Here is a 22371-nt window from a genome sequence, read left to right as displayed (position 1 = left end):
TCGGCACGCGTGGCGATAGCGTTCTGCCCGAGCGTCATACGCGCGATCGGCGGTCGGAGGGGGCGGCATGGAATCGATCATCTCGGGCGTGCTATGGGTGGTGATTGGCGATTCGCTCATGACGTTCGCCGTGATCGGCCTGATCATCGGGCTCATCACGTCGGCCGTGCACCGACGGCGCGGGGTGCACGATCCTTGGCAGACGCTGCTGGACTGGTTCACTCTGTGGGGACTCGGCATCTCGTTCGTCTATAACTTCATCATGCACAGCGTGTTCGGCGACTTCACCGCCCAGACGATCGGATGGGCGCAGTCGCCGTTTCAGCTCGAACTGGCCTTCGCCAGCCTGGGTATCGGCATCGTCGGGGTGATCGCCTTCCCGAGACGCACGGGGATGCTGGCGAAAGTGCTCGCACTGATCGCCCCGGCGGTATTCCTCTGGGGCGCGGCAGGCGGCCATATCTACCAGAGCATCGCCAACGACGACTTCGCGTTCTCCAATGCCGGTCCGATCCTTTACACCGACATCCTGCTGCCGGTGGTCGGCATCGTTCTGCTGGTCCTGGCGTCTCAGGAGCGACGTCGCGCGGTGGAGCCAGAGGTGCGCTGACTACCGCGGGAAGCGCAGTTCGACGGAGCCCACGCGCAGCACAAGCGCGTCGGGCAGATCGGTGACCGTCAAGATCGTGTGGGTGCAGTCCCGGCAGCGCACGATGGCCGATGCCGGTTCCCGCTCAACGACGGTCTCGGCGAGCACTGCGGCGTCGCCGCAGAATCCACACGTCACGGTGACCGTCGTGGCGTCGACAGTGAGCACGTCGGCGAGCATTCCGGCCAGCGCGTTGCCGTCGACGCGCGAGACGGGAGTGTTGTGCGTGCTCATCAGGCTCCTCCGAATCTCTCCGTGCGTACGCGTCCCGGGTCGTGCCCGAGCGCGACGAGCGCAGATGCCACGGTCTCGACGAATCCCGTCGGTCCGCACACGAACACCGCGGGGCGCTCCTGCGGAGCGAACGCCGCCGCCCGGAGCGTCTCCTCGGTGAGCCGCCCCACTCGGCCGTCCCATCCCTCGGGCGCCGATCGCGTGTACGCCCACGTCAGCGCGACGCCCGCCGCATCCAGCGCCGCCACCTCGTCGCGGTAGAGGGCGTCGGCGGGGGAGCGGACCGAGTACAGCAGCCGGAAGGGGGCGACGGATGCGGCGCGGGCACGGGCGCGGGCCATCGCCAGCAGCGGCACGATCCCCGACCCGCCCGCGATCAGCTGCACGGCCGACGGGTCGTCATCCCGCCACACGAAGTACCCGCCGAGGGGTCCCTTGACCTCGAGCTCGTCGCCCGGCTGCACGTCGCGCACGAGATACGAGGACACCTCGCCGTCGGGCACCTCGTCGACGGCGAGCTCGACCGTCTCCCCGGGGCCGGACGACGCGATCGAGTACGAGCGCACGGCCTGGTATCCGTCCTCGGCCGTCAGGCGCAGGTCGAGATGCTGGCCGGGGAGGTTCCCGGGCCAACCCGGAACGGCCACGCGCAGCACCCGCGCGGTCGGGGTGGCCGGGATCACGTCGGCGACCCGCGCCGGCGCCCAGCCGCGCACGATCACCAATAGCGCTCCTCGCGCCACGGGTCGCCGTGCAGGTGATAGCCGTTCTGCTCCCAGAAACCGGGATCGTCGTGGTCCTGCATCACCAGCCCCCGTACCCACTTCGCGCTCTTCCAGAAGTACAGGTGCGGTACCAGCAGCCGTGCGGGACCGCCGTGCTCGGGATCGAGCGGCTCGCCGTCGAACTCGAAGGCCACCCACGCCTGCCCGTCGGTGAGGTCTTCCAACGGCAGATTGGTGGTGTACCCGCCGTAGGAGTGCACCATCGCGTAGTCCAGGTCGGTGTCCACGTCCGCCAGCAGCGTGTCCAGCGACACGCCGCGCCACGAGGTGCCGAGCTTCGACCAGCGCGTCACGCAGTGGATGTCGGTGGAGACGTCCTCGATCGGCAGTGCCTGGAACTCGTTCCACGACCACGAGACCGTGGAGCCCTTCTCGGTGCGGATGCTGAAGGCCCACTCGTCGGTGTCGATCCGCGGCGTCGGCCCCGCCGAGAGCACGGGGAAATCCTCGGTGAGGTATTGGCCGGGGGGAAGGTTCGGATCCGATTCCCGACGACGCGCGCCGAATCCGCGTGAGAACACCGCCATGGAAACCCCCGGGATCGATCGGGACCACATCGTGGCCTCAGCGTAGGGGAAAGACGCCCCGTGCAGCAGACCCGCATCGTCACCGGCCCGCCGCTAGGCTGACGGCATGCGTGCCCCCGAGAGCATCCGGTGACCCTCGATCTGCTGGCCGGGCCGGCATCGGCCGACGCAGGACCGGCGTACTGGCGGGCGCTGACCACGGCGACGGCCGACCTTCCCGGCGCGGTCGCGGTGATCGGGGTCGAAGCGCTCAGGCACAACGCCGCCGACATGCTGGTGCGCGCCGGCGGCGTCCCGATCCGCGTCGCGAGCAAGTCAGTGCGGGTCCGTGCCGTGCTCGACGCCGTGCTCGCCCTTCCCGGCTACCGCGGGGTGCTCGCGTTCACCCTGGCCGAGGCCCTGTGGCTCGCCGAAGACCACGACGACATCGTGCTCGGGTATCCCACCGTCGATCGCGACGCGCTCCGCATGCTCGCGGCGGACGAGCGTGCCGCTGCACGCGTGACGCTGATGGTCGACGACATCGCCCAGCTCGACATCGTCGACGCCGTCGCCCCGCCGGAGGGGCGCCCCTCCATCCGAGTCGCCATCGACGCGGATGCGTCGTGGCGGGGTCCGCTCGGGCACATCGGCGTGCGCCGGTCACCGGTGCACGAGCCGGCCGAGGTGTCGCAGCTGGCCCGGCGCATCGTGGCTCGTCGCGGCTTCTCCCTGGTGGGACTCATGATGTACGAGGCGCAGATCGCGGGTCAGGGTGATGCGACGGGCTCGGGTGACGCCGTCGTGCGATGGATGCAGCGGCGCTCGGTCGCCGAGCTGGCCGATCGTCGCGCCGCCGTCGTGGCGGCCGTGCGGGGTGTCTCCGATCTGGAGTGGGTGAACGGCGGGGGCACCGGCTCGCTCGAGCGCACCGCGGGGGAGTCCGCCGTGACGGAGCTGACCGCCGGGAGCGGGCTGCTCGCCGGCCACCTCTTCGACGGCTACCGTGCGTTCACGCCGGCGCCGGCGGCGGCGTTCGGCCTCGACGTGGTCCGCAAGCCGGTCGCGGACATCGCCACCGTGCTGGGCGGCGGATGGATCGCCTCCGGGCCTCCGGTGGCGTCGCGCCAGCCGTTGCCGGTGTGGCCGACGGGCCTGCGCACCCTCGCCCGCGAGGGAGCCGGCGAGGTGCAGACTCCGCTTCAGGGACCGGCCGCGCGGGAGCTCGCCGTCGGCGATCGGGTGTGGTTCCGTCACGCCAAGAGCGGCGAGCTCGCCGAGCGGACCGATCGGTATCACCTCGTGGAAGCCGGAGCGCTCCGCGGTGACGTGCCGACCTACCGCGGCGAGGGCAAGACGTTCCTATGACCCGCCCGGGCGGAGTGTGGCGCAACTGGGGGCGCAGCGAGTCGGTGCGGCCGCGGTGGGTGGAGCGCCCGGGGAGCGCGGACGCCGTGCGTCGCGCCGTCAGCGCCGCCGCATCCCGCTCGCTCCGGCTGAAGGCCGTCGGCGCGGGCCACAGCTTCTCCGGTATCGCGGTGGCTCCCGACGTGCTCGTCGACCTGTCCGATCTGCGGGGCCTCGTCTCCGTCGACCGCGAGCGCTCCCGCGTCACGCTGCGCGCAGGGACGTTCCTGTGGGAGGTGCCCCGGCTCCTCGCGCCCTACGGGCTGGCGATGACCAACCTCGGGGACATCGATCGGCAGACGATCGCCGGCGCGATCAGCACGGGCACGCACGGCACCGGCGCGACGTTCGGGGGCATCGCGACGCAGGTGGTGGGCGTGACCCTCGTCACCGGTGACGGCTCGCTCCTCACTGTCGACGAGGAACACGACGCCGACCTCCTTCCCGCCGTGGCGCTCGGACTGGGTGCTCTCGGCGTGATCGTCGAGGTGACGCTGCAATGCGTCCCGGCTTTCCTCCTCGCCGCGGTCGAGAGTCCAGAGCCCCTCGAGGAGACCCTCGCGGACTGGGAGCGGCGGATCGCCGCGACCGATCACCTCGAGTTCTACTGGTTCCCCGGCACCGAGGTCGCCGTGACGAAGGCGAACACCCGGCTGCCCGAGAGCGCCGTGCGCCGCCCGATCCCGCCGGTGCGGCGCTGGGTGGATGAGACGCTCCTCAACAACACCGTGTATCGCGTGACGTGCGCAGCGTGTGCGGTCGTCCCGCCGCTGGTCCGGCCGATCAACGCGATCGCGGGACGCGCGTTCGGGAACCGCACCTACACCGACGCCTCTGCGCGCGTGTTCACCCAGCGGCGTGCCGTGCGATTCCGCGAGATGGAGTACGCCGTCCCTGCGGAACACCTGATGTCGGCCTTCCGGGCCGTGCGCGACCTCATCGCCGAGCGCCGGTGGCATATCTCGTTCCCGCTCGAGGTGCGCGTCGCTGCGGGCGACGATCGATGGATGTCGACCGCATCCGCAAGGGACACCGGCTACATCGCGGTGCACCGCTACTGGCGCGAGAATCCGGCGGAGTATTTCACGGCGGTGGAGGAGGTGCTGGCGAGCTTCGACGGCAGGCCGCACTGGGGCAAGGAGCACAGCCTGGATGCGGCGGCCCTGCGAACGCGGTATCCGCGGTTCGACGACTTCGTGTCGCTGCGCGATCGCCTGGATCCGCGGCGGGTGTTCGCCAACGCCTACCTCGACCGCGTCCTGGGTGAGTAAGAACTGGGAGATGCCCGTCTGCCTTAGCCGTCGGGAAACCCCCGGTTAGGATGAGGGAAATCGTCGAACGGAGACCCGGACATGTGGGAATGGCTCATTCCTGTCCTCATCGTTGTCGCCATCATCGTGATCGGCGGCATCTACCTCTGGGCGACGTACAACTCGCTCGTGCAGCTGAATGTGCGCGTCGACGAGGCGTGGAGCGACATCACGGTGCAGCTCAAACGGCGTGCCGATCTGTTGCCGAACCTCATCGAGACGGTGAAGGGGTACGCCGCGCACGAGAAAGCCGTGTTCGAGAACGTCACGCGCGCGCGGGCGGAGACACTGTCCGCGGAGGGGCCGGCCGAAGCGGGCGTGGCCGAGGGGCACATGCAGCAGGCGCTGAAGTCGATCTTCGCGGTCGCCGAGGCGTACCCGCAGTTGCAGGCCAGCCAGAACTTCCTGCAACTTCAGCAGTCGATCGTCGACACCGAGGACAAGATCCAGGCCTCGCGCCGCTTCTATAACGGCGGAGTGCGCGAGCTCAACACGAAGATCAAGGTCTTCCCGAACAACCTCTTCGCCCGGAATCTCGGGTTCTCCGAGCGCGACTTCTTCGAGGTCGTCGACGGCGCGGCCATCTCGGAGCCCCCGCGCGTGCAGTTCTGACGGGGCGGGTCAGTTCACGGCGAGAGTCAGCGAATCCCGTGTCAGGGCGACCGATCCGCGCAGGGTCCAGTCGTCCGAGCGGTAGGTGAAGGACGCGGGCGCGCCGGCACGCGTGAGCCCGGTGACGGTGGCGATCACGACCCCGCCGTCGGCGACGAAGGTCCGGGCGTCGGCGGAGACGCACACCGTCGGCATCCGCTCCACGCGGTAGCGGAAGCCGGATGCGGTGGCGAGGTCGGCGGGCCATGGGATGCGCAGGCCGCACGCCTCGGGGACTGTCACGGCGGGCGCCGTGCACGCGCGCGCATAGGAGTCCAGCTCCGCTTGCGCCCGCGCCAGCGCCTCCGCGCTGAGGGTGCTGTCCAGCGTCGCCGACGCCGGCTCGTCATTGCTCAGCGCCACGGTGACGACGCCGTCGACGAGCCCCTTCGGCGCCCCGGCGATCTCGTACACGGCGGGAAGCAGGAAGACCTCGTCGGCGGGCAGGACGGTCTCCCCGACGCGGATGGCCTCGCCCACCGTCGGGGTCACCTCCACGACGGCGAGGAAGTCGTGGGACACCAGCCATCGACCGTCGGCGCGGTCCAGGCCGAAGAACACCTCGCGCCGGGAGCCCGCCAGTTCGGCATGGGCGCGGGCGCTCGCCGTGTCGCCGGAGACGCTGATGTCGTCGAGTCGGGCCCCGTCGAGATTCTCCGCCGCATCCTCGAACGCGGTCACGGCATCCGCGTGCTCGCCGTCACCGCCGTCGATCAGGTCGCGCACAGCGGCGGCGTCGCCGCTTTCGAGCGCCGCCAGGTAAGCGCGCGCCGCCTCCTCGGGGCCGATCGGGCGCGTGAGCGCCCACACCGCCACCGTCGCCGCTGCGGCGACCACGACGCCGCCGATCACGGCGGCGATCTTCGTCCGCCGCCTCATGCTGCGCTGTCGTGTTCGTGGCGCGTCGCGGAGGGGAGGGCAGCGGCCAGATCGTCGACGGCGTCGCCCCACCGCGAGACAGACACGGTTTCCAGGCCCTGCCAGTCGGCGGCACGGCGCAGCTCGGCCGCGAGGGACTCCGGCGCCGAGGCGGGACGGTCGTGCTCCCACCAGGCCGACTGCACCCGCAGCGTGCCCGCGGCCCGGTCGGCCTTCAGATCGACGCGAGCGACGACGTCATCGCCGAGGAGAACGGGGAGCGAGTAGTAGCCGTACTTCCGCTGCGGGCCGGGAGTGTAGATCTCGATGCGGTACTCGAAGTCGAACAGGCGCTGCGCGCGATCGCGGAACCACACGAGCGGATCGAACGGCGTGAGCAGAGCCGCGGCATCGACGGCGCGGGGGAGGACGGCCTCGCGGTGCATCCAGGCCGGCGCCGGCCTTCCGCCGACCTGCCACCCCTCGACGGTGACGGGCACGAGCTCGCCGGATGCGACGAGATCGGCCACCGCGGCCAGAATCGCCCGGCGGTCGCGGATACGCCAGTAGTCGGCGAGATCAGAGGCGGTTGCCACACCGTACGCGCGGGAAGCGCGCCGCACGAGCTCGCGAACCGCCTCGGCGCGCGGCGCGGGGGAGGCGAGCACCTCGGCGGACACGACGTGCTCGGCCAGGGCGTACCGGCGCTCGAACCCTCGGCGTCCGGCGATCGCCACCTCGCCGCTCAGCCACATCAGCTCCAGGGCGCGTTTGACGTCGCTCCACTCCCACCACCCGCCGCGGCGGCCGCGGGCGAGGTCCCCCTCCAGTTCTGCCGGGCGCGACGGGCCGCGCTCGGCCAGCTCGCTGCGCACCCACGCCAACGTGTCGGCGTGTGCCTGCCCCCAGGAGTCGTCGGCCGTGAGGTACTTGGCGCGGAGCTCCTGCATCCGAAAGTCGAACAGCCGCCAATCCGTCGCGGCGATGAGAGAGGCGACGTGCGCCCAGTATTCGACGTAGGGCGCGCGCCGGGCGAACAGCAGCCGGTCCAGCGCAGCGGTGTCATAGGCCCCGACGCGGGAGAACAGGGGCAAATAATGAGAGCGCGCGAAGACGTTGACGGAGTCGATCTGCAGGGTCGCCATTCGGGTGAGAGCGCCGTTCAACTGCCGCGTGCCGGCCACGTCGGGGCGCGGCTTGGCGAAGCCCTGCGCGGCAACCGCGATGCGCCGCGCCTCGCCGGCGCTGAGGGTCGATCTCACCCGGTCAGCCTAACCAGGGCCGCCGACACGCACGCTCGCGCGCGGGGTGCGCAGGTGCTAATTGATCAGTTAGTATTGATAGAAATCATTCCATCGACAGCGCTCCGGTAGTTCCGGCGCCGACCCACGCGGGAGCACCGATGACCACTGACGTACTCGATCTGGAGGGACGAAGCGTCCTCGTCACGGGCGCCGGCCAGGGCGTCGGGCGGCAAGTCGCTCTCGACGCGGCGGCTCACGGCGCGAGGGTGGCAGTGAACGACTTCCACCTGTCCCGCGCGCGGGCAACTGCCGACGAGATCGTCGCACTCGGGGGGAACGCGCGGGCGTATGCCTGCGACGTCACCGACTTCGACGCGGTCCGGTCGATGGTCGAATCAGCCGCATCGGACCTGGGCTCGATCGATGTCCTGGTCAACAACGCGGGAAACGCCGGACCGTCCATCGAATCCCTCGACGCCCCCCTCCCCTTCTGGGAGACGGCGCCCGAGCAGTGGGAACCTTGGATCCGCACGAACTTCTACGGGGTGCTCCACGCCTCCCGCGCGGTTCTCCCCGACATGGTCAAGTCTGAACACGGTCGAATCATCTCCGTGATCTCCGATGCCGGCCGCGTCGGTGAGCCTCATCTTGCCGTCTATGGCGGCGCAAAGGCCGGCGTCGCGGGCTTTTCCCGCGGTCTCGCGAAGGCCGTCGGACGCTTCAACATCACCGTCAACTGCGTCTCGCTCTCTGCGATCATGACCCCCGCCGTCGCTGACGCGTTGAGCAACCCCGAGTTCGCCCAGCGTGCGCTGCGCGCCTACCCGATCCGCCGATTCGGCCAGCCCGCCGACCCTTCCCGCCTCATCCTCTTCCTCGCGTCCGCCGCGGGTGAGTGGATCACCGGCCAGACGTACCCCGTCAACGGTGGATACGCGATCTCCTCGTGAACGCGCCCACCACTTCTTCGCTTCCGCTTGCCGGCATCCGCATCGTCTCCGTGGCGGAGCAGTTCCCGGGCCCTTACGCGACCCTCATCCTCGGCGATCTCGGCGCTGAGGTGATCCAGGTGGAGCGCCCCGGGTACGGCGATCCCTCTCGCGCGTTCGAGAACCTGTACGCCGCGCTCAATCGCGGCAAGCGATCGATCGTGCTCGACCTGAAGGATCCCGAGCAGTCGCAGACGTTTCGTGATCTCATCGCGCAATCGGATGCCCTCATCGAGGGTTTCCGACCCGGAGTCATGGATCGACTCGGCTTCGGAGCGCAGGATATGGCCGCGGCGAACCCTCGTCTGGTCTACGTCTCGATCTCCGGGTTCGGCCAGGACGGGCCGTATCGCGACCGCCCCGCCCACGACCTCACGCTGCAAGGGCTTGCCGGGCTGATCCCGCGTGATGGCGATGCCACGCCCACGGTTCCCCAGCTGACGCTCGCGGACGTATCGGCGGGAACCTTCGGCGCCCTCGCGGTGCTCGCCGGTCTCGCATCCCGAAGCGGGACGGGACGAGGAGGGCGCTGGGACGTCTCGATGTTCGACAGTCTCTTGTCGCTCGGGACTGTTCCGCTGGCTCTGGGCGCGGCCGGACTCGACGCCGGCGGTCTGGGGGAGGACCCGGGCTACGGCTGTTATCGAGCGTCCGATGACCGCTGGTTGGCGATGAGCATCGCTTTCGAAGATCACTTCTGGCACGCACTGTGCGGCGTGCTGGAGCTACCGGATCTCGCCGGCGTGGGCAGTGGCGAGCGACTTCGACGTCGCGAGGAGATTCGAGCGACGGTCGGATCCGTCATCGCCACGGCGCCGGCCGGTCATTGGGATGCTCGATTCGCCGCCGCCGGCATTCCGTGCGGGATCGTGCAGTCCATGCCGGAGGTGGCGCGGGATCCGCATGTCGCGGCACGCGACGTGCTGACGCCGTTGGACGACGGCTCCCTCGTCGTTCGTCAACCACTGGTCGTGGACGGTCAGCGGCTGGGACCGCGCCGGGGCGTCCCTCGCCTCGGCGAACACACCGACGAGGTCCTCGCCGAGATCGTTGCACGCCGAATGTCCGGGCAGGATGCGCCGCCGACGCCATAGCATCCGTCGGCGGGACGATAGGGCCCCGTCGACGCTCAGACGCCCCGTCCGAACACATCCTTCACGCACTCCGCCTGTGCGCGAGCGGCATAGGCCAGATTCGCGACAGGATCGGTCTCCCGTGTCGCCGACTTGGCCTTGCCCAACGCCAGCCTCGAGTGCTGTGCGAGCGCGGTGGCGTAGCCCAGTGCTGCCTCCTCGAGCTCGGCGGCGGGCACTGAACGCAGCGCGAGGCCGAGTTCCACGGCCTCTCTCCCGTTGAAACGTCGACCCGTCAGGATCAGATCGAGAGCCCGCTCCAGGCCGACCAGTCGGGGAAGATCCACCGAAGCCCCCAAGTCGGGGATCAAGCCCAGGCTGACCTCGGGGATGCTGAGAACAGCTTCGTTCGCGACGAACCTGATGTCGGCGGACAGTGCCAGCTGAAGGCCCGCGCCGATCGTCGTCCCGTGGACTGCCGCCACAACGGGTACGGGCGCCTCGCACCACCTGCGGAAGTTCGCCTGGTGCTCCTTGATGGCGTCGGTGGCCGCGTCGATGTCGGATGTCGCGGTCTCATGCAGCAATCCGCCCGGCAGCCGTTCGTCGAGGTCGAGGCCGGAGCTGAAAGAAGGCCCCGCGCCCGTCACGAGCAGGACCCTCACATCCGGATCCGACACGAGCTCGTCGACGGCCTCCCGCAGCTCCCGCCACATCTGAGGCGTCTGAGCGTTGTGCCGATGCGGCCGGTTCAGCACGATCCTTCCGACGCGACCGTCCAGACCGATGACAACGCTCCTGTCGGCGGTCATGACATCGCTCCGACGATCGTGACGGTTGCTGCCGCGACATCAGGCCCCAGGTAGCCTCCGGCGTTCTCGGCCAAGCCGATGCGCGCGCCTTCGACCTGTCGGTGGCCGCATCGGCCGCGGAGCTGGTCTGCCAACTCCACCAACTGGGCGATGCCCGTCGCTCCGACGGGGTGACCCTTGCTGCCCAGACCTCCGCTCGGATTGACGGGCAGCCGGCCACCGAGAGTCGTCGCCCCCTGCCGGAGCAGAGCCGTGGCGTCGCCCGGGGCGCACAGCCCCAGCTCTTCGAGGGCGATGAGTTCGGCGGGCGATGCGCCGTCGTGGATTTCGACGACATCGATGTCTTCCGGGCCGAGGCCGGCCATCTCGTAGGCGCGCCGGGCTGATTCGGGCACGACCTCCCCGTAGACGCCGGCCCGACCGGCTCCTACGACGGTCGCGAGAAGGCGAACGGGCTCGGCTCCCCAGCGTGCAGCGATCTCCGGGGTCGTGATAATCGCCGCCGCCGCGCCGTCGGACATCGGGGAACACATCGGCAGGGTGAGATCTCCGCTGATCCGACGGGCCGCGAGAACCTCCTCGACGGTGAGCAGGCCGCCGTACTGAGCCTTGGGATTCATCGCGCCATGCGCGTGATTTTTCACGGCGACCTGCGCGAAGTCCTCCGGCGTCGCGTCGCTGCGCTCGCGATACCACCGCGCCCAACGTGCGTAGATGTCCATGAACACCGAGCCGTTGCCCTCGCTGCCGAGTTCAGCCCGGATCTCGTCCAGGCGATCCTGATCGAGCGCGGAAGTCATCGCTGCGAACGCTCGAGTCTTGTCTTCGTGGGTGAGCTTCTCCGCGCCGATCGCGATCGCCACGTCGACGTGGCCCGAGGCCACCGCCAGCCACGCTTGATTGATGGCCGTCGATCCCGAGGCGCAGGCGTTCTCCACGTTGATCAGCGGAGTGCCGTCGAGTCCGGTGCCTCTGATCGCGTGCTGCCCCCGGACTGCTTCCTGTCCCTGGACGATGCCGGCACCGCTGTTGCTGTAATAGATCAGCTCGACGTCCGACGCGGCACACCCCGCGTCGGACGCGGCGGCCGATACCGCCTCACCGACGAGAGACGGAAAGGGGCGCTGGAGAAACTTGCCGAACGAGGTCATCCCCACGCCGGCGACAACGACCGCCCTCATGCCGTCACCCGCGCAAGGGCCTCGAGAACTGCCGGACGATCCCCGAACGGCACCGCGACCAGCGTGTCAACGCCCGCATCTGCAAACCGTTGAACCTTCCTCTCGAGGGTCGCCGGCGTCGCGGCGATGGAGATCAGATCGATCAGCTCCGGCGTCAGCGCCGCCGCGGCACCTCTGCGGTCTCCGGCCAGGAAACGGTCCTGACACTCCACAGCACTGTCGGCGTGTCCGTATCGGATCGCGAGCTCGGTGTAGAAGTTCTTGTCCTTCGCCCCCATCCCGCCGATGTAGAAGGCGAGGATGGGTCGCAAGAGGTCGCGGGCGGCGTCCACGTCGTCATCCACGGCGACCGGGAGAGCGGCGGCGATGGTCATCTCCGAACGATCGCGACCTGCTCGCGACATCCCCGCGAAGAGCGGCTCGGTCAGCATCTCGGCATGGTCCGGGCTGAAGAGGAACGGGAACCAGCCATCGGCGATCTCCCCGCACTGCTGAATGGTTCTCGCACCGGTGACGCCCAGGTAGATGGGAATCCGCTCCTGGACCGGTCCACCGCCCAGTATCTTCAGGGGTTTCCCGAGGCCCGTTCCGCCTTCGGAGGGGATGGTCCACTGCTCTCCCGAGTACTTCAGCGCCTGTCCGCTCGTCGCCAGCCGGATGATCTCGACATACTCCCGGGTCCGCTTGAGCGGCGACGTGAACGGCACGCCATACCAGCCCTCCGAGACCTGAGGACCGGACAGGCCGAGTCCCAGCAGAAGCCGGCCGTTCGAGATGCGATCCAAGGTGGCCGCTGCGCTGGCCGCCGTGGCGGGCTGTCGTGCGGGGATCTGCATGATCCCGGTGCCGAGCTTGATCTGCTCCGTCACCGCCGACATCGCGCCGAGGACGGCGACGACCTCCTGACCGTACGACTCGGCAACCCATACGGAGTCGTAGCCGAGTTCGTCGGCCTGTCGGGCCAGGGCGATCTGCTCCGGGAACGAAAACCAGGGCCAGTAGGCCACGAATACACCTAGTCGCATGACGCAACTCCGATCGTCAGGGGATGAGAACGAGCTTGCCGAGCACATGACGCTCGTCGATTGCCGTCAGTGCGTCGGCCGCCGAGTCGAGCGGTCGGGAATCGATCAGTGGTGGAGCGATCCGGTGCTCTCGAAGCAGCGGCATCAACGCCCGCCACTGCTCGCTGACGAAACCGGGGACGCGGAAGGCCGGGTCGCCCCAGCCGACGCCACGAACGTCGGTGTTGGTCAGCAGCAGACGGTTGACCTTGACGGTGGGGATGGAACCGCCCGCGAATCCGACGACCATCAACCGGCCCGTTCGGGGCCGAAGCGTGCGCAGCGAGTCGGTGAATCTGTCACCGCCTACCGGATCGACCACCATGTCGACTCCTCGCCCGTCGGTGAGCAGTTGCGCCTGTTCGCGGAATTCGTCGACGGCTACGACATGGTGCGCGCCTGCGGTGCGGGCGATCTCCGCCTTCTCAGGCGACGAGGTCACCGCGATCACCCGAGCGCCTCGGGCCACGGCGACTTGCACCATCGCCGTTCCGATGCCGCCGGCCGCCCCATGGACCAGCACCACTTCGTCGGGAACCAGCCTGCCCCGCGCCCCGAGCGTGTACTCGGCCGTCAGGTAGTTGACCGGGAGGCAGGCGCCCTCCTCGAAGGAGAGTTCCGTCGGCAACGGCTGGACGAGGAACTCGGGCACGGCCACCATCTCCGCGAACGCGCCGCGCAGCATCACCGCCGCAACCCGGTCGCCCTCGCGGAAGCGAGATCCCTCGGGGGCGCTCACAACCACTCCCGCGCATTCGCCCCCGAGCACGAACGGCGGCTCGAAGCGCACCTGATAGGCGCCGCGGGTGTGGAGAACGTCGGGAAACGCGATCCCCGCAGCCCTGACGGAGATCAGAACCTCGTCGGCGGCGGGTTCGGGGCTGGGTTCCTGACCGACCTCCACCGCTCCCGGGCCGTGGTACGAGGCGACCCTCACCGCGCGCATTCGACCCTCCCGGCCGACCTCGGCGGGAACGTCACTGCGCGTGCCCGCCGAGGTCGATGGCGCGGAGGGCCTTCTTGTCGATCTTTCCCACGGTGGTGGTGGGGAGCGCGGATACGAACTGCACCGCCTTCGGCGCATGGTGAGCGCCCTTCTTGTCCCGTACCAGGCTCGTGAGCTCTCGGTCGAAACCGTCCGCGGGTTCGTATCCCTCCCGGGTCACGACGAACGCTGTGACAGCTTCTCCCCACTTGTCGTCGGGCATCCCGACGACGGCCGCCGTGACGACGTCGGGATGCGAAGACAAGACATCCTCCACCTCGCGCGGGTACACGTTGAAACCGCCGGAGATGATCATGTCCTTCGCGCGGTCGACGATATGCAGGTATCCGCGGTCGTCGAACCGCGCGAGATCGCCGCTGTGCAGCCAGCCGCCCCGCAAGGCCTTCGCCGTCTCCTCCGGCTGCTTTATGTAGCCGTTCATGACCAAGGGGGACCGGACGCAGATCTCTCCGACCTCTCCGGTCGGGGTCTCGGCGCCGTCTTCGTCCTGGATCGAGACGCGTACCCCCAGCACCGGCTTGCCGCAGGAGGTGAGGAGGTCGGGCTGGTGCTCCTCGGGACGTAGCGTCGCAATGCCCGATGCCTCGGTCATGGCGTATCCCTGGAGCAGAACCGGTCCGAACACCTCCAGGGCTTCGCCGATACGCGACGGGGACATCGGCGCGGCTCCGTAGGCGAAGGTTCGTAACGACGAGACGTCGAACGAGTGCTTGCCCATGACTTCGAGCAGTGCGTAGACCATGGTCGGAACCCCGAAGGTGTACGTGATCCGCTCGTCCTGGATCGTTCGTGCGAACTTCTCGGGGTCGAACGCATCGTGAAGGACGATGGTGCCTCCGCGCAACAGGGTCGGCATGACGGGCAGCGAAGCGGCGTGTGTGATCGGCGCGGCGGCGAGGTATCGCGGATTGTCGGGCAGCCCGAATGAAGCGGTGACGGTCTGCGCCTGCTGCACCATCGCACGGTGAGAGTTCATGACGCCTTTCGGCCGTCCCGTCGTCCCGCCGGTGTACTGGAGCCAGGCGACGTCGGAGGGATCGATCGAGGGGTCGCGGTGCAGCCGGCCATTGGCCTGCCGGGCGCAGACCTCCGCCACGTCCTGAGCAAGATCGGACGGGCCGATGCTCAGCACCGTCTGGATGGTGCTGGACTTTTCGGCGACGGCGGCTCCGACGTCGGCGAACCTCGGATGCACCAGCAGAAAGCTCACCTCTGCTTCGTCGCAGAGCCGAACGTGGTCGTCGATGGAGCCGAGCGGATGCAGGCCGCTGTAGCTCGCACCGACCAGGTAGGCCGCCAGCTGCAGGAGGTATGCCTCGACGGCGTTGACGCTCAGGGCGGCGACCGCGCCCCCGCGCTGAACCCCCGCGGCCCTCAGCGCTCGGGCGAGGCGCCCGGTGAAATCGGATGCCTCGGCGTAGGTCACGCGGCGATCACCCTGCACGAATGCTTCGCGATCCGGGGTGCGGCCGAGCGCCCCGATGATCACGTCTGCATAGGTCGGAGCGGATCCTGCCGCGAGGACGTCGGGGTCGAGATCGGTGACAGACAACATTGGCTCTCCCGGTAATACTTACTGACTAGTTAAGTCACAGGAAATGTAGCTCACGTCACCCCTCCCTGTCGAGGCCTAGGTCTCACACACGCAGGAATGGGCCGAGCAGCGCTTCGATCTGTGCGGCGAGCTGATCCTTGCTCACGGGTCCCTGCGGGTCGTACCAGCGATAGAGCGTGGCGAGCATGGAAAGCACCAGGTTGGCCGCGATATGGCTGTCGATCGCCGCGTCGGCGGGAAGGCACTCATCGAGCAGCGCCTGGAAGTCGCGAGTCTGCTCGTGTGCCCACGCGCGGAAGTTCGCACGGGTGGAGTCCGACAGCTCGACTTCTTCGCTGAAGACGATCGAGTAGAAGGTCTGCTTCGTGGAAGCCACCTCGATGTGGTGAGCGATGACGCGCCGCAGTCGCGTCTGCGGGGGAGCGTCGCCGTGCAACAACTCCTTGAGTCGCCGCGCGAGATCACTGGTCACTTCGTCGACCATCAGGTCCAGCAGCTGCTGCTTGCTCCTGGTGTACTTGTACACGGTCGGTCGCGAGATACCCGCCGCCTCCGCGATGTCGTCGATCGTCGCGTTGCGATAGCCCTTCACACGGAATGTCTCGGCGGCGGCTGCCACCAGTGCTTCAGTGTCCGTTGCTCGTTCACGCGCCATGCGAGAAATACTAGGTGGTCAGTCAAATATGGCGGCGCCGCCGAGCGGTCATCGCCCGAGGAAGGTCGGCGTTCGCTTGTGGGCGAAAGCGTCGATACCCTCTTTCCAATCCTCGGTCTGCCGGTGGAGTTCGAGAGCCTCGAGCTCGCGGGTGAGCGCAACCGCACCCACGGTGTCGTGAGCGTCGTTCGCGAGCGATTTCATCGCCCGCAATCCGAGGGGGCTGCGGGATGCGAGGGTGTCCACGAGGCGTTCGACGGCAGTGTCCAGCTCTTCGGGGTCGACCACGTCGACCAAGAGGTCTGTTCCCCCGAACCACTCGGCGGGGTGCATGTCACCGGTGAACATGAGGTGCTTCGCGGTGCCCAGGCCGAGCCTTCGCACGAGTCGCAGCGAGGCGCCGCCCCCGGGAATCTGACCGTAGACGGCGTGACCGTCACCGATCATCGCCGATCGAGCGGCGATGGCCAGGTCGCACACGAGAATCAGCTCGAGGCCTCCGCCCACGGCGACGCCGTTGACGGCAGCGACGACGGGCTTGCCGAACGACTCGATTCGATCGAGCAGAGTCCGGGCTCGCTTGAGGAACGCGTCGCTTCCGCTCGTCCCATCCGCGGCCCGCTGGTCGGCGACCGAACGGACGTACTCCAGATCGGCGCCGGCGCAGAAGACTCGGCCAGTCGAGCCGATGACCACCGCGCGCACCTCTCTATCTGCTGCCGCGGCGTCGAGACCGGCATGCAGCGCGTCGACGGTGTCTTGATTCAGACTGTTCAGCGCTCGAGGGCGATTGAGGCGTAACCACAATCCGTGGCCGCGCTTCTCCTGAACGACGGTCGCGTCCTCGACGTGTGAACTCATGGTGTCCTTCCTCGGGGGTTCGGAGGGGTGCGGAAGACGGAGGGGCTCCTACGGATGGTCAGGCTCGAAAGCGCCGTCGACCCCTCGCGACCACGAACCTCATGACCGTGGCCACGAGGTGGCTGCGCCGTTCCGAGTACGGGTACCAGGGCAGCTCAGAACGGGGCGAGAGCCGCGCACGGGTGATCGCCTGCGTGCGGCAGTACCGCAGCAGCCCCGCCGCACCACCGAGCCGGAAGCCGATCCCCGACTCACCCCAGCCCGACATGGGCACGGGGGGACTGAACACGTTCGCATACATGTCGTTGACGTTCACCGCTCCCGCCTCGATCGTGCGCGCGATTCGTTCCCCCTTGGCGCGGTCCTTCGTCCACACCGTCGCCGACAGGCCATAGGGCGAGTCGTTGGCCAGCCGGACGGCCTCGTCCGGATCATCGACCTTCATGATGGGAAGCGTCGGGCCGAAGGTCTCCTCGCGCATGCAACGCATCGTGTGGTCGACGTCGACGAGAACCGTCGGTTGGAACCAGGAACCTTCGTCACGTCCGCGTTCGCCTCCGGTCAGGACTCTCGCTCCCCGCGCCACCGCGTCCGCGATATGCGATTCCACGATCTCGACCTGAGCATTGTTGGCCATCGCTCCCACTTCCATGACCCCCGCGGTGTCGTCAGGCCCGTGCCGCAGTTCGGATGTCGCCTTCACCAGACGCTCCAAGAATCGGTCGTAGACGCCGGATTCCACGTAGACGCGTTCGACTGACGTGCACACTTGGCCCGAGTTGAAGAAGCCGCCCCAGAGCGCACCGTTCACGGCCCTGTCGAGGTCGGCATCGTCGAGGACGATCATGGCGTCTTTGCCGCCGAGTTCGAGCGATACCGGGATGAGGCGTTCGGCTGCTCGAGCGGCGATTTTCCGCCCCGTGCGGGTCGAGCCGGTGAACTGCACATAATCCGCCTGATCGACGAGGGCAGCGCCTGTGGCCCCGGTTCCGGTGACCACACGGAAGACGTCGGGTGCGCCGGTCTCCTTCCAGCCGCGAGCCAACTCGACCGCCGTCAGAGGCGTGACCTCCGACGGTTTCAGCAACACCGCCGCACCGGCCATCAACGCGGGGGCCACGTCGATCACCGGAACCAGCGCGGGGAAGTTCCATGGCGTGATGACGCCGACGAGAGGATAGGGGCGGCGAGTCACCGTCAGCGCGGTCGCGAGGCGCCACAGACTGTGGGGGCGCGGGTGCTGATCGGCGAGGAACCGCTTCCCGTTCTTGGCGTAGTACCGGATGGCGTCTACGGCTCCGCTGAGTTCCAGCGCGGCTTCGTGCCGCACCTTGCCCGACTCCGCCTGCATCACGTCCACGAGGTGCTGCTCGTTGTCCAGGATCCAGTCCCGCCACTTCAGCACGACTGCGGCGCGCGCTCGGGGTCCGATCCTTTCCCATTCCTTCTGCGCGGAGCGCACCTCGTCGCCGGCGCGCTCGACGTCGGCAGCGCTGTGGTCGATCTGGGTGGTGAGAGTGGACCCGTCGATCGGTGACGTGATCTCGAACATCGTCCGCTCGTCAATGGTGGCGGTCGTCTTCGACATGCGGTGCTCCTCACTTCCCGATGCCCACGCGACGCGTGCCGAGAGATTCGTGGCCGACGGGCGGCATTGCCCGCCGGCGCGAGGCCCGTGCAGAAGAGCACGAAGCAATACTAATTGACTAGTTCAGAATCACGATAGCGTCCTGAACTGACGTGTCAAGGCCTCATCCGCGGGCCTCGAACTCGCGGTCGCTGCGCGCGTAGGCCCCGAGTCGGACCTCTCAGAGCGCCTAGACTGGCCAGATGAGCGGCCTCGATCCCGAACCTCGCGGCTCGTTCTTCGATGCGTTGCGGCGGCGCACGATAGCCCCCGATGAGAACACCGCCGTGCCGCGCGCGCTGCGCGTCCTCACGTCGTACGCGTGGCGATTCCTCGTGTTGGCAGCGGCCGTCGGCGTCGCCATCTGGGTCGTCATCCAACTCAAGCTCCTCGTCATTCCGCTTCTGATCGCGATCCTCGTCGCCGCGCTCCTGCATCCCGCTTTCACGTGGATGCTGCGGCATCGGTGGCCGCGCTGGCTTGCGATCGTCCTCTCCGTGCTCGGCACGATCGCGATCGTGACCGGCCTCCTGTGGCTCGCAGTGTGGCAGATCACGCGCGAGTGGGCCGAGGTGCGCGAGCGCACGGTCGGTTCCGTGGCGGCGTTGCGGCAGTACCTCATCGATGGTCCGCTGCACCTGACGGCGGGGCAAATCGACGACGGTCTCGCGCAGGCGTTCGACTTCCTCCGTCAGCAGGCGGAGCTCCTGTGGAGTGGGGCGCTCGCGGTCGGGAGCACCGTGGGACACGTCGTCACCGGTCTCTTGCTGACCCTGTTCATCCTCCTGTGCATCCTCGCCGACGGCGCGGGCATCTGGCGGTGGATCACGCGCCTGTTTCCGCGACGGGCTCGCGTCGCCGTGGACGGGGCGGGCCGTGCCGGCTGGGCGACGGTGGTGACCTACGCCCGGACCCAGCTGCTCGTCGCCACGATCGACGCCGTCGGCATCGGACTGGGCGCGTTCCTCCTCGGAGTGCCGCTGGCGATTCCGATCGGCGTGCTGGTGTTCCTGGGCGCGTTCATCCCCTTCGTGGGCGCGGTGGTCACCGGAGCGGTGGCAGTCTTCATCGCGCTGGTCTACAACGGCCCGTGGATCGCGCTGTGGATGCTGGTGGTCGTGCTCGGCGTGCAGCAACTGGAGAGCCACGTGCTGCAGCCGATCCTCATGGGCTCCGCCGTCAAGGTGCATCCTCTCGCGGTCGTGCTGGTGGTCGCCGGGGGAGCCATGGTCGGCGGCATCGCCGGGGCCCTCTTCGCGGTGCCGCTGGCCGCTTTCGTGAACGTCGTCGCCGTGTACCTGTCTCGTCGCAGCTGGGACACCGGAGGTCCGCCCGTCCCGGCGGATCTGATCTGGAGCACCGTGCCACGACGAAGAGGGAGAACCGTATGACCGTGCCCGCATCCACCGCCGCTCCGGCCGCCGCGCCGACCCTCGCCGGGTTCGAAGACGCCGCGCAGACCCTCCGCGGAATCATCACCCGCACGCCGCTGGAGGAATCTCAGCACCTCAGCGACGTTCTCGGCGTGCCCGTCCACCTCAAGCTCGAGAACCTGCAGCGCACCGGCTCCTTCAAGATCCGCGGGGCGGCCTACCGGCTGTCGCGACTCACCGCGGAGGAGCGTGCGCGAGGCGTGGTCGCGGCATCCGCGGGCAATCACGCCCAGGGGGTCGCGCTCGCCGCGCAGCAGCTCGGCATCCCCGCCACCATCTTCATGCCGCTGGGCGTCCCGGTGCCGAAGCTCCTCGCCACACGCGGCTACGGCGCCGAAGTGATCCTCGAGGGCGCCACGGTGGAGACCCCGCTGCGGCTCGCCGCCGAGTACGCCGCCCGCACCGGCGCGGTGCTCATCCCGCCGTTCGACCACCCCGACATCGTGCTCGGGCAGGGAACGCTCGGGCTCGAGCTGTTCGACGAGCTGCCGGATCTCGACACGATCGTCGTCGGCATCGGCGGTGGCGGGCTCATCGCCGGAGTCGCCGCTGCCGTCAAGCTGCGCGCCGCCGCCGTCGGCCGTCGAGTGCGCGTGATCGGCGTGCAGGCGGAGAACTCGGCCGCCTTTCCGCCGTCCCTCACCGCCGGGAGGCCGCTGGAGGTGCAGACCCGCCCCACGATCGCCGACGGCATCGCCGTGGCGCGACCCGGCGATCTCACGTTCGAGCTCGTGCGCGAGTTCGTCGACGACGTCGTCACCGTCAGCGAGGACGACATCGCCCGCGCGATCCTCGCGATGCTCGAGCGTGCCAAGCAGGTCGTGGAGCCCGCCGGCGCAGCGGGTGTGGCGGCGATCCTCGCCGGCAAGGTGACCGGTACCGGGCCGACGGTGTCGATCCTGTCAGGGGGGAACATCGACCCGCTCCTGCTCCAGCGCGTCGTCGCCCACGGTCTGGCGGCCTCCGGCCGCTACATGAGCCTGCGCATCCCTCTTCCCGACCGCCCCGGCCAGCTGGCGCGGGTGTCGGAGCTGCTGGCCCAAGCGGGCGCGAACGTCATCGAGGTGCTTCACACCCGCCACGGGCAGGGACTCCAGATCAGCGAGGTCATCCTCCAGCTGAGCGTCGAGACGCGCGGTGAGGAGCACCGCGCTCTCGTCATCGAGACGCTGGAGCGCGCCGGATTCGCCCCGACCGTCGTCCCCGACTGATCACTGACCGGAGTAGGTCTCGACCTTCACGATCTCGACAGTGATCTCGCGCCCGTTGGGCGCCGTGTACGAGCGCGTGTCGCCTTCGCGAAGGCCCAGGATCGCGGCTCCGAGAGGCGAGGCCTCGCTGTACACGTCGAGTTCGGAGTCGGCCGCGATTTCGCGGTTCCCGAGGAGGAAGACCTCCTCTCCGCCGGCCACCACGGCCGTCACGACGGTGCCGGGCTCGACGACGCCGGTGCTCTCGGGGGCCTCTCCGACCTTGGCGTCCTTCAGAAGGCTCTGCAGAGTGCGGATGCGGGCCTCCTGCTTGCCCTGCTCGTCCTTGGCCGCGTGATAGCCGCCGTTCTCCTTGAGGTCGCCCTCTTCGCGGGCCGCCTCGATGCGCTTGGCGATCTCTTCGCGTCCCGTGGTCGACAGGTGCTCGAGCTCGGCGTGCAGACGGTCGTACGCCTCCTGGGTGAGGAACGTCACCGGTGCATCGTTGGACACGTCGCCCTCCTTCTTTCGAAGGTGCGAGCCTACGGGAGCCAGCAGCTGTTCACCAAACCGGTCGTGGCCAGGGAGACGGTGGGCACCGACTCCTCGTACGCCTGCGCGTGGGTGTCGGTCGCGGGGTAGGTGACGACCCGCCATCCGACGATTCCGTGCTCCTCGTCCTGCGCCTCGACCACGCAGGCGATCTCGCGTCCGCGGGGGGCCGTCAGCTGGAAACTGACCGTGACGGTGCGTTCATCGACGACGTCGTAGCCCAGTCCGTCGACGTTCACCGACTCGATCGAGCGTTGCACCGTCGTCCACCCGAGGGCGACGACAGCGGCCACCGCGAGGATGCCGACGACGCTCCATCCCACGACCCGCCGGCGGCCGAGACGGCGTCGTCCGTAGCGCTCGTCGAGCATCTCCTGCGTCGTCATGGCTCCCCGCGTCGTTCTAGGCTGGAGCTTCCAGGCTATGCGCTCGCGCGCGAAACGAGGATTCATGTACGACCTGCTTCTGGCTGCCGCCACGCCCGGGCCGTCGTCGCCGCCGGCGGAGCTGGTCACCCCGGGGCCCTGGGGGTTCGCGGTCATCGCCTTCCTCGCGCTGGCCGTCGCGCTCCTCGTGTTCGACATGCTCCGCCGCGTGCGCCGCGGACGCTACCGCGCCGAGGTCGCCGCCGAGCTGGATGCCGAAGAGCAGGCGCGCGCAGCGGTGCGGGAGAGCAACGTCGACGACCAGGACATCGACCCCGACGAGGATCCCGCCCGCCGATGACGG

At 68.8% G+C, this 22371-nt stretch carries 24 protein-coding genes; 9 read left to right on the top strand and 15 right to left on the bottom strand.

Annotated elements, in window-relative coordinates; all coding sequences use genetic code 11:
- The first annotated feature begins 67 nt into the window (after positions 1 to 67).
- Entirely contained in the window at positions 68 to 610 is a 543-nt protein-coding gene (locus ACTU3I_RS15855; RefSeq protein ID WP_442926679.1) for a DUF6790 family protein, read from the top strand.
- Here ACTU3I_RS15855 and ACTU3I_RS15850 read toward each other — a convergent pair whose 3' ends face one another.
- From ACTU3I_RS15850 to ACTU3I_RS15840, 3 genes are read right to left on the bottom strand one after another with little or no spacing between them, the layout of a single operon-like run.
- Complete coding sequence (locus ACTU3I_RS15850; RefSeq protein ID WP_442926678.1) at positions 611 to 883, bottom strand: DUF6510 family protein; 273 nt, start codon at positions 881 to 883, stop codon at positions 611 to 613.
- Complete coding sequence (locus ACTU3I_RS15845; protein ID WP_442926834.1) at positions 883 to 1605, bottom strand: FAD-binding oxidoreductase; 723 nt, start codon at positions 1603 to 1605, stop codon at positions 883 to 885. Before ACTU3I_RS15845 ends, ACTU3I_RS15850 begins: the two co-directional genes overlap by 1 nt.
- Positions 1602 to 2195 (bottom strand): sulfite oxidase-like oxidoreductase, encoded by a 594-nt coding sequence (locus ACTU3I_RS15840; RefSeq protein WP_442926677.1) that lies wholly within the window; start codon positions 2193 to 2195, stop codon positions 1602 to 1604. Before ACTU3I_RS15840 ends, ACTU3I_RS15845 begins: the two co-directional genes overlap by 4 nt.
- A gap of 129 nt (positions 2196 to 2324) precedes the next feature.
- Between ACTU3I_RS15840 and ACTU3I_RS15835 the strand changes: the two genes are divergently transcribed.
- From ACTU3I_RS15835 to ACTU3I_RS15825, 3 genes are all read left to right on the top strand, one after another.
- On the top strand, positions 2325 to 3542 hold the full coding sequence (locus tag ACTU3I_RS15835) for an alanine racemase (RefSeq protein WP_442926676.1): 1218 nt from the start codon (positions 2325 to 2327) through the stop codon (positions 3540 to 3542).
- Positions 3539 to 4852 carry a D-arabinono-1,4-lactone oxidase gene (locus tag ACTU3I_RS15830; RefSeq protein WP_442926675.1) on the top strand — a complete coding sequence of 438 codons (1314 nt, stop codon included), beginning with the start codon at positions 3539 to 3541 and terminating at the stop codon, positions 4850 to 4852. The genes ACTU3I_RS15835 and ACTU3I_RS15830 overlap by 4 nt, the downstream gene beginning before the upstream one ends.
- Positions 4853 to 4933: 81 nt before the next feature.
- Positions 4934 to 5503, top strand: a complete 570-nt coding sequence (locus ACTU3I_RS15825; RefSeq protein ID WP_442926674.1) for a LemA family protein — start codon at positions 4934 to 4936, stop codon at positions 5501 to 5503.
- Positions 5504 to 5512: 9 nt separating this feature from the next.
- Here the strand turns inward: ACTU3I_RS15825 and ACTU3I_RS15820 are convergent, their stop codons facing one another.
- Both ACTU3I_RS15820 and ACTU3I_RS15815 read right to left on the bottom strand, forming a co-directional pair.
- Positions 5513 to 6421: a hypothetical protein gene (locus ACTU3I_RS15820; RefSeq protein WP_442926673.1), complete on the bottom strand. Its 909-nt coding sequence runs from the start codon at positions 6419 to 6421 to the stop codon at positions 5513 to 5515.
- Complete coding sequence (locus ACTU3I_RS15815; protein ID WP_442926672.1) at positions 6418 to 7662, bottom strand: winged helix-turn-helix domain-containing protein; 1245 nt, start codon at positions 7660 to 7662, stop codon at positions 6418 to 6420. The genes ACTU3I_RS15820 and ACTU3I_RS15815 overlap by 4 nt, the downstream gene beginning before the upstream one ends.
- Positions 7663 to 7802: 140 nt before the next feature.
- Here ACTU3I_RS15815 and ACTU3I_RS15810 point away from each other — a divergent pair, with 140 nt between their 5' ends.
- Entirely contained in the window at positions 7803 to 8594 is a 792-nt protein-coding gene (locus ACTU3I_RS15810; RefSeq protein ID WP_442926671.1) for an SDR family NAD(P)-dependent oxidoreductase, read from the top strand.
- Positions 8591 to 9727, top strand: coding sequence for a CaiB/BaiF CoA transferase family protein (locus ACTU3I_RS15805; protein WP_442926670.1), 1137 nt, complete (start codon positions 8591 to 8593; stop codon positions 9725 to 9727). Before ACTU3I_RS15810 ends, ACTU3I_RS15805 begins: the two co-directional genes overlap by 4 nt.
- Positions 9728 to 9762: 35 nt before the next feature.
- Here ACTU3I_RS15805 and ACTU3I_RS15800 read toward each other — a convergent pair whose 3' ends face one another.
- The 8 genes from ACTU3I_RS15800 to ACTU3I_RS15765 form a co-directional block, all read right to left on the bottom strand.
- Positions 9763 to 10518, bottom strand: a complete 756-nt coding sequence (locus ACTU3I_RS15800; protein WP_442926669.1) for an enoyl-CoA hydratase/isomerase family protein — start codon at positions 10516 to 10518, stop codon at positions 9763 to 9765.
- Entirely contained in the window at positions 10515 to 11699 is a 1185-nt protein-coding gene (locus ACTU3I_RS15795; protein ID WP_442926668.1) for a thiolase family protein, read from the bottom strand. The genes ACTU3I_RS15800 and ACTU3I_RS15795 overlap by 4 nt, the downstream gene beginning before the upstream one ends.
- A complete protein-coding gene (locus ACTU3I_RS15790) occupies positions 11696 to 12706 on the bottom strand; it encodes an LLM class flavin-dependent oxidoreductase (RefSeq protein ID WP_442926667.1) in 1011 nt (336 codons plus the stop codon). The genes ACTU3I_RS15795 and ACTU3I_RS15790 overlap by 4 nt, the downstream gene beginning before the upstream one ends.
- Before the next feature lie 34 nt (positions 12707 to 12740).
- Complete coding sequence (locus ACTU3I_RS15785) at positions 12741 to 13709, bottom strand: NADPH:quinone oxidoreductase family protein (RefSeq protein ID WP_442926666.1); 969 nt, start codon at positions 13707 to 13709, stop codon at positions 12741 to 12743.
- 31 nt (positions 13710 to 13740) lie between these two features.
- Positions 13741 to 15324: an AMP-binding protein gene (locus tag ACTU3I_RS15780; protein WP_442926665.1), complete on the bottom strand. Its 1584-nt coding sequence runs from the start codon at positions 15322 to 15324 to the stop codon at positions 13741 to 13743.
- Between the two features lie 82 nt (positions 15325 to 15406).
- Complete coding sequence (locus ACTU3I_RS15775) at positions 15407 to 15979, bottom strand: TetR/AcrR family transcriptional regulator (protein ID WP_442926664.1); 573 nt, start codon at positions 15977 to 15979, stop codon at positions 15407 to 15409.
- A 48-nt stretch (positions 15980 to 16027) separates the two neighbouring features.
- Positions 16028 to 16840, bottom strand: coding sequence for an enoyl-CoA hydratase/isomerase family protein (locus ACTU3I_RS15770; protein WP_442926663.1), 813 nt, complete (start codon positions 16838 to 16840; stop codon positions 16028 to 16030).
- A 58-nt stretch (positions 16841 to 16898) separates the two neighbouring features.
- Positions 16899 to 18428 carry an aldehyde dehydrogenase family protein gene (locus ACTU3I_RS15765; RefSeq protein ID WP_442926662.1) on the bottom strand — a complete coding sequence of 510 codons (1530 nt, stop codon included), beginning with the start codon at positions 18426 to 18428 and terminating at the stop codon, positions 16899 to 16901.
- 242 nt (positions 18429 to 18670) lie between these two features.
- Between ACTU3I_RS15765 and ACTU3I_RS15760 the strand changes: the two genes are divergently transcribed.
- On the top strand, positions 18671 to 19858 hold the full coding sequence (locus ACTU3I_RS15760) for an AI-2E family transporter (RefSeq protein ID WP_442926661.1): 1188 nt from the start codon (positions 18671 to 18673) through the stop codon (positions 19856 to 19858).
- Positions 19855 to 21111, top strand: a complete 1257-nt coding sequence (gene ilvA, locus ACTU3I_RS15755; RefSeq protein ID WP_442926660.1) for a threonine ammonia-lyase — start codon at positions 19855 to 19857, stop codon at positions 21109 to 21111. The genes ACTU3I_RS15760 and ilvA overlap by 4 nt, the downstream gene beginning before the upstream one ends.
- Here the strand turns inward: ilvA and greA are convergent, their stop codons facing one another.
- Positions 21112 to 21603, bottom strand: a complete 492-nt coding sequence (greA, locus tag ACTU3I_RS15750; RefSeq protein ID WP_442926659.1) for a transcription elongation factor GreA — start codon at positions 21601 to 21603, stop codon at positions 21112 to 21114. It lies immediately after the preceding gene.
- Between the two features lie 29 nt (positions 21604 to 21632).
- On the bottom strand, positions 21633 to 22028 hold the full coding sequence (locus tag ACTU3I_RS15745; RefSeq protein ID WP_442926658.1) for a DUF4307 domain-containing protein: 396 nt from the start codon (positions 22026 to 22028) through the stop codon (positions 21633 to 21635).
- 64 nt (positions 22029 to 22092) lie between these two features.
- Here ACTU3I_RS15745 and ACTU3I_RS15740 point away from each other — a divergent pair, with 64 nt between their 5' ends.
- Positions 22093 to 22368, top strand: coding sequence for a hypothetical protein (locus tag ACTU3I_RS15740; RefSeq protein ID WP_442926657.1), 276 nt, complete (start codon positions 22093 to 22095; stop codon positions 22366 to 22368).
- Positions 22369 to 22371 lie beyond the last annotated feature (3 nt).

Origin of the sequence: Microbacterium sp. RD1 (genome assembly GCF_052220165.1) — a bacterium.
Classification (GTDB): Bacteria; Actinomycetota; Actinomycetes; order Actinomycetales; family Microbacteriaceae; genus Microbacterium.
Note: the sequence above shows the minus strand (reverse complement) of the source record. Positions and strands in the feature narration are given on the sequence as shown.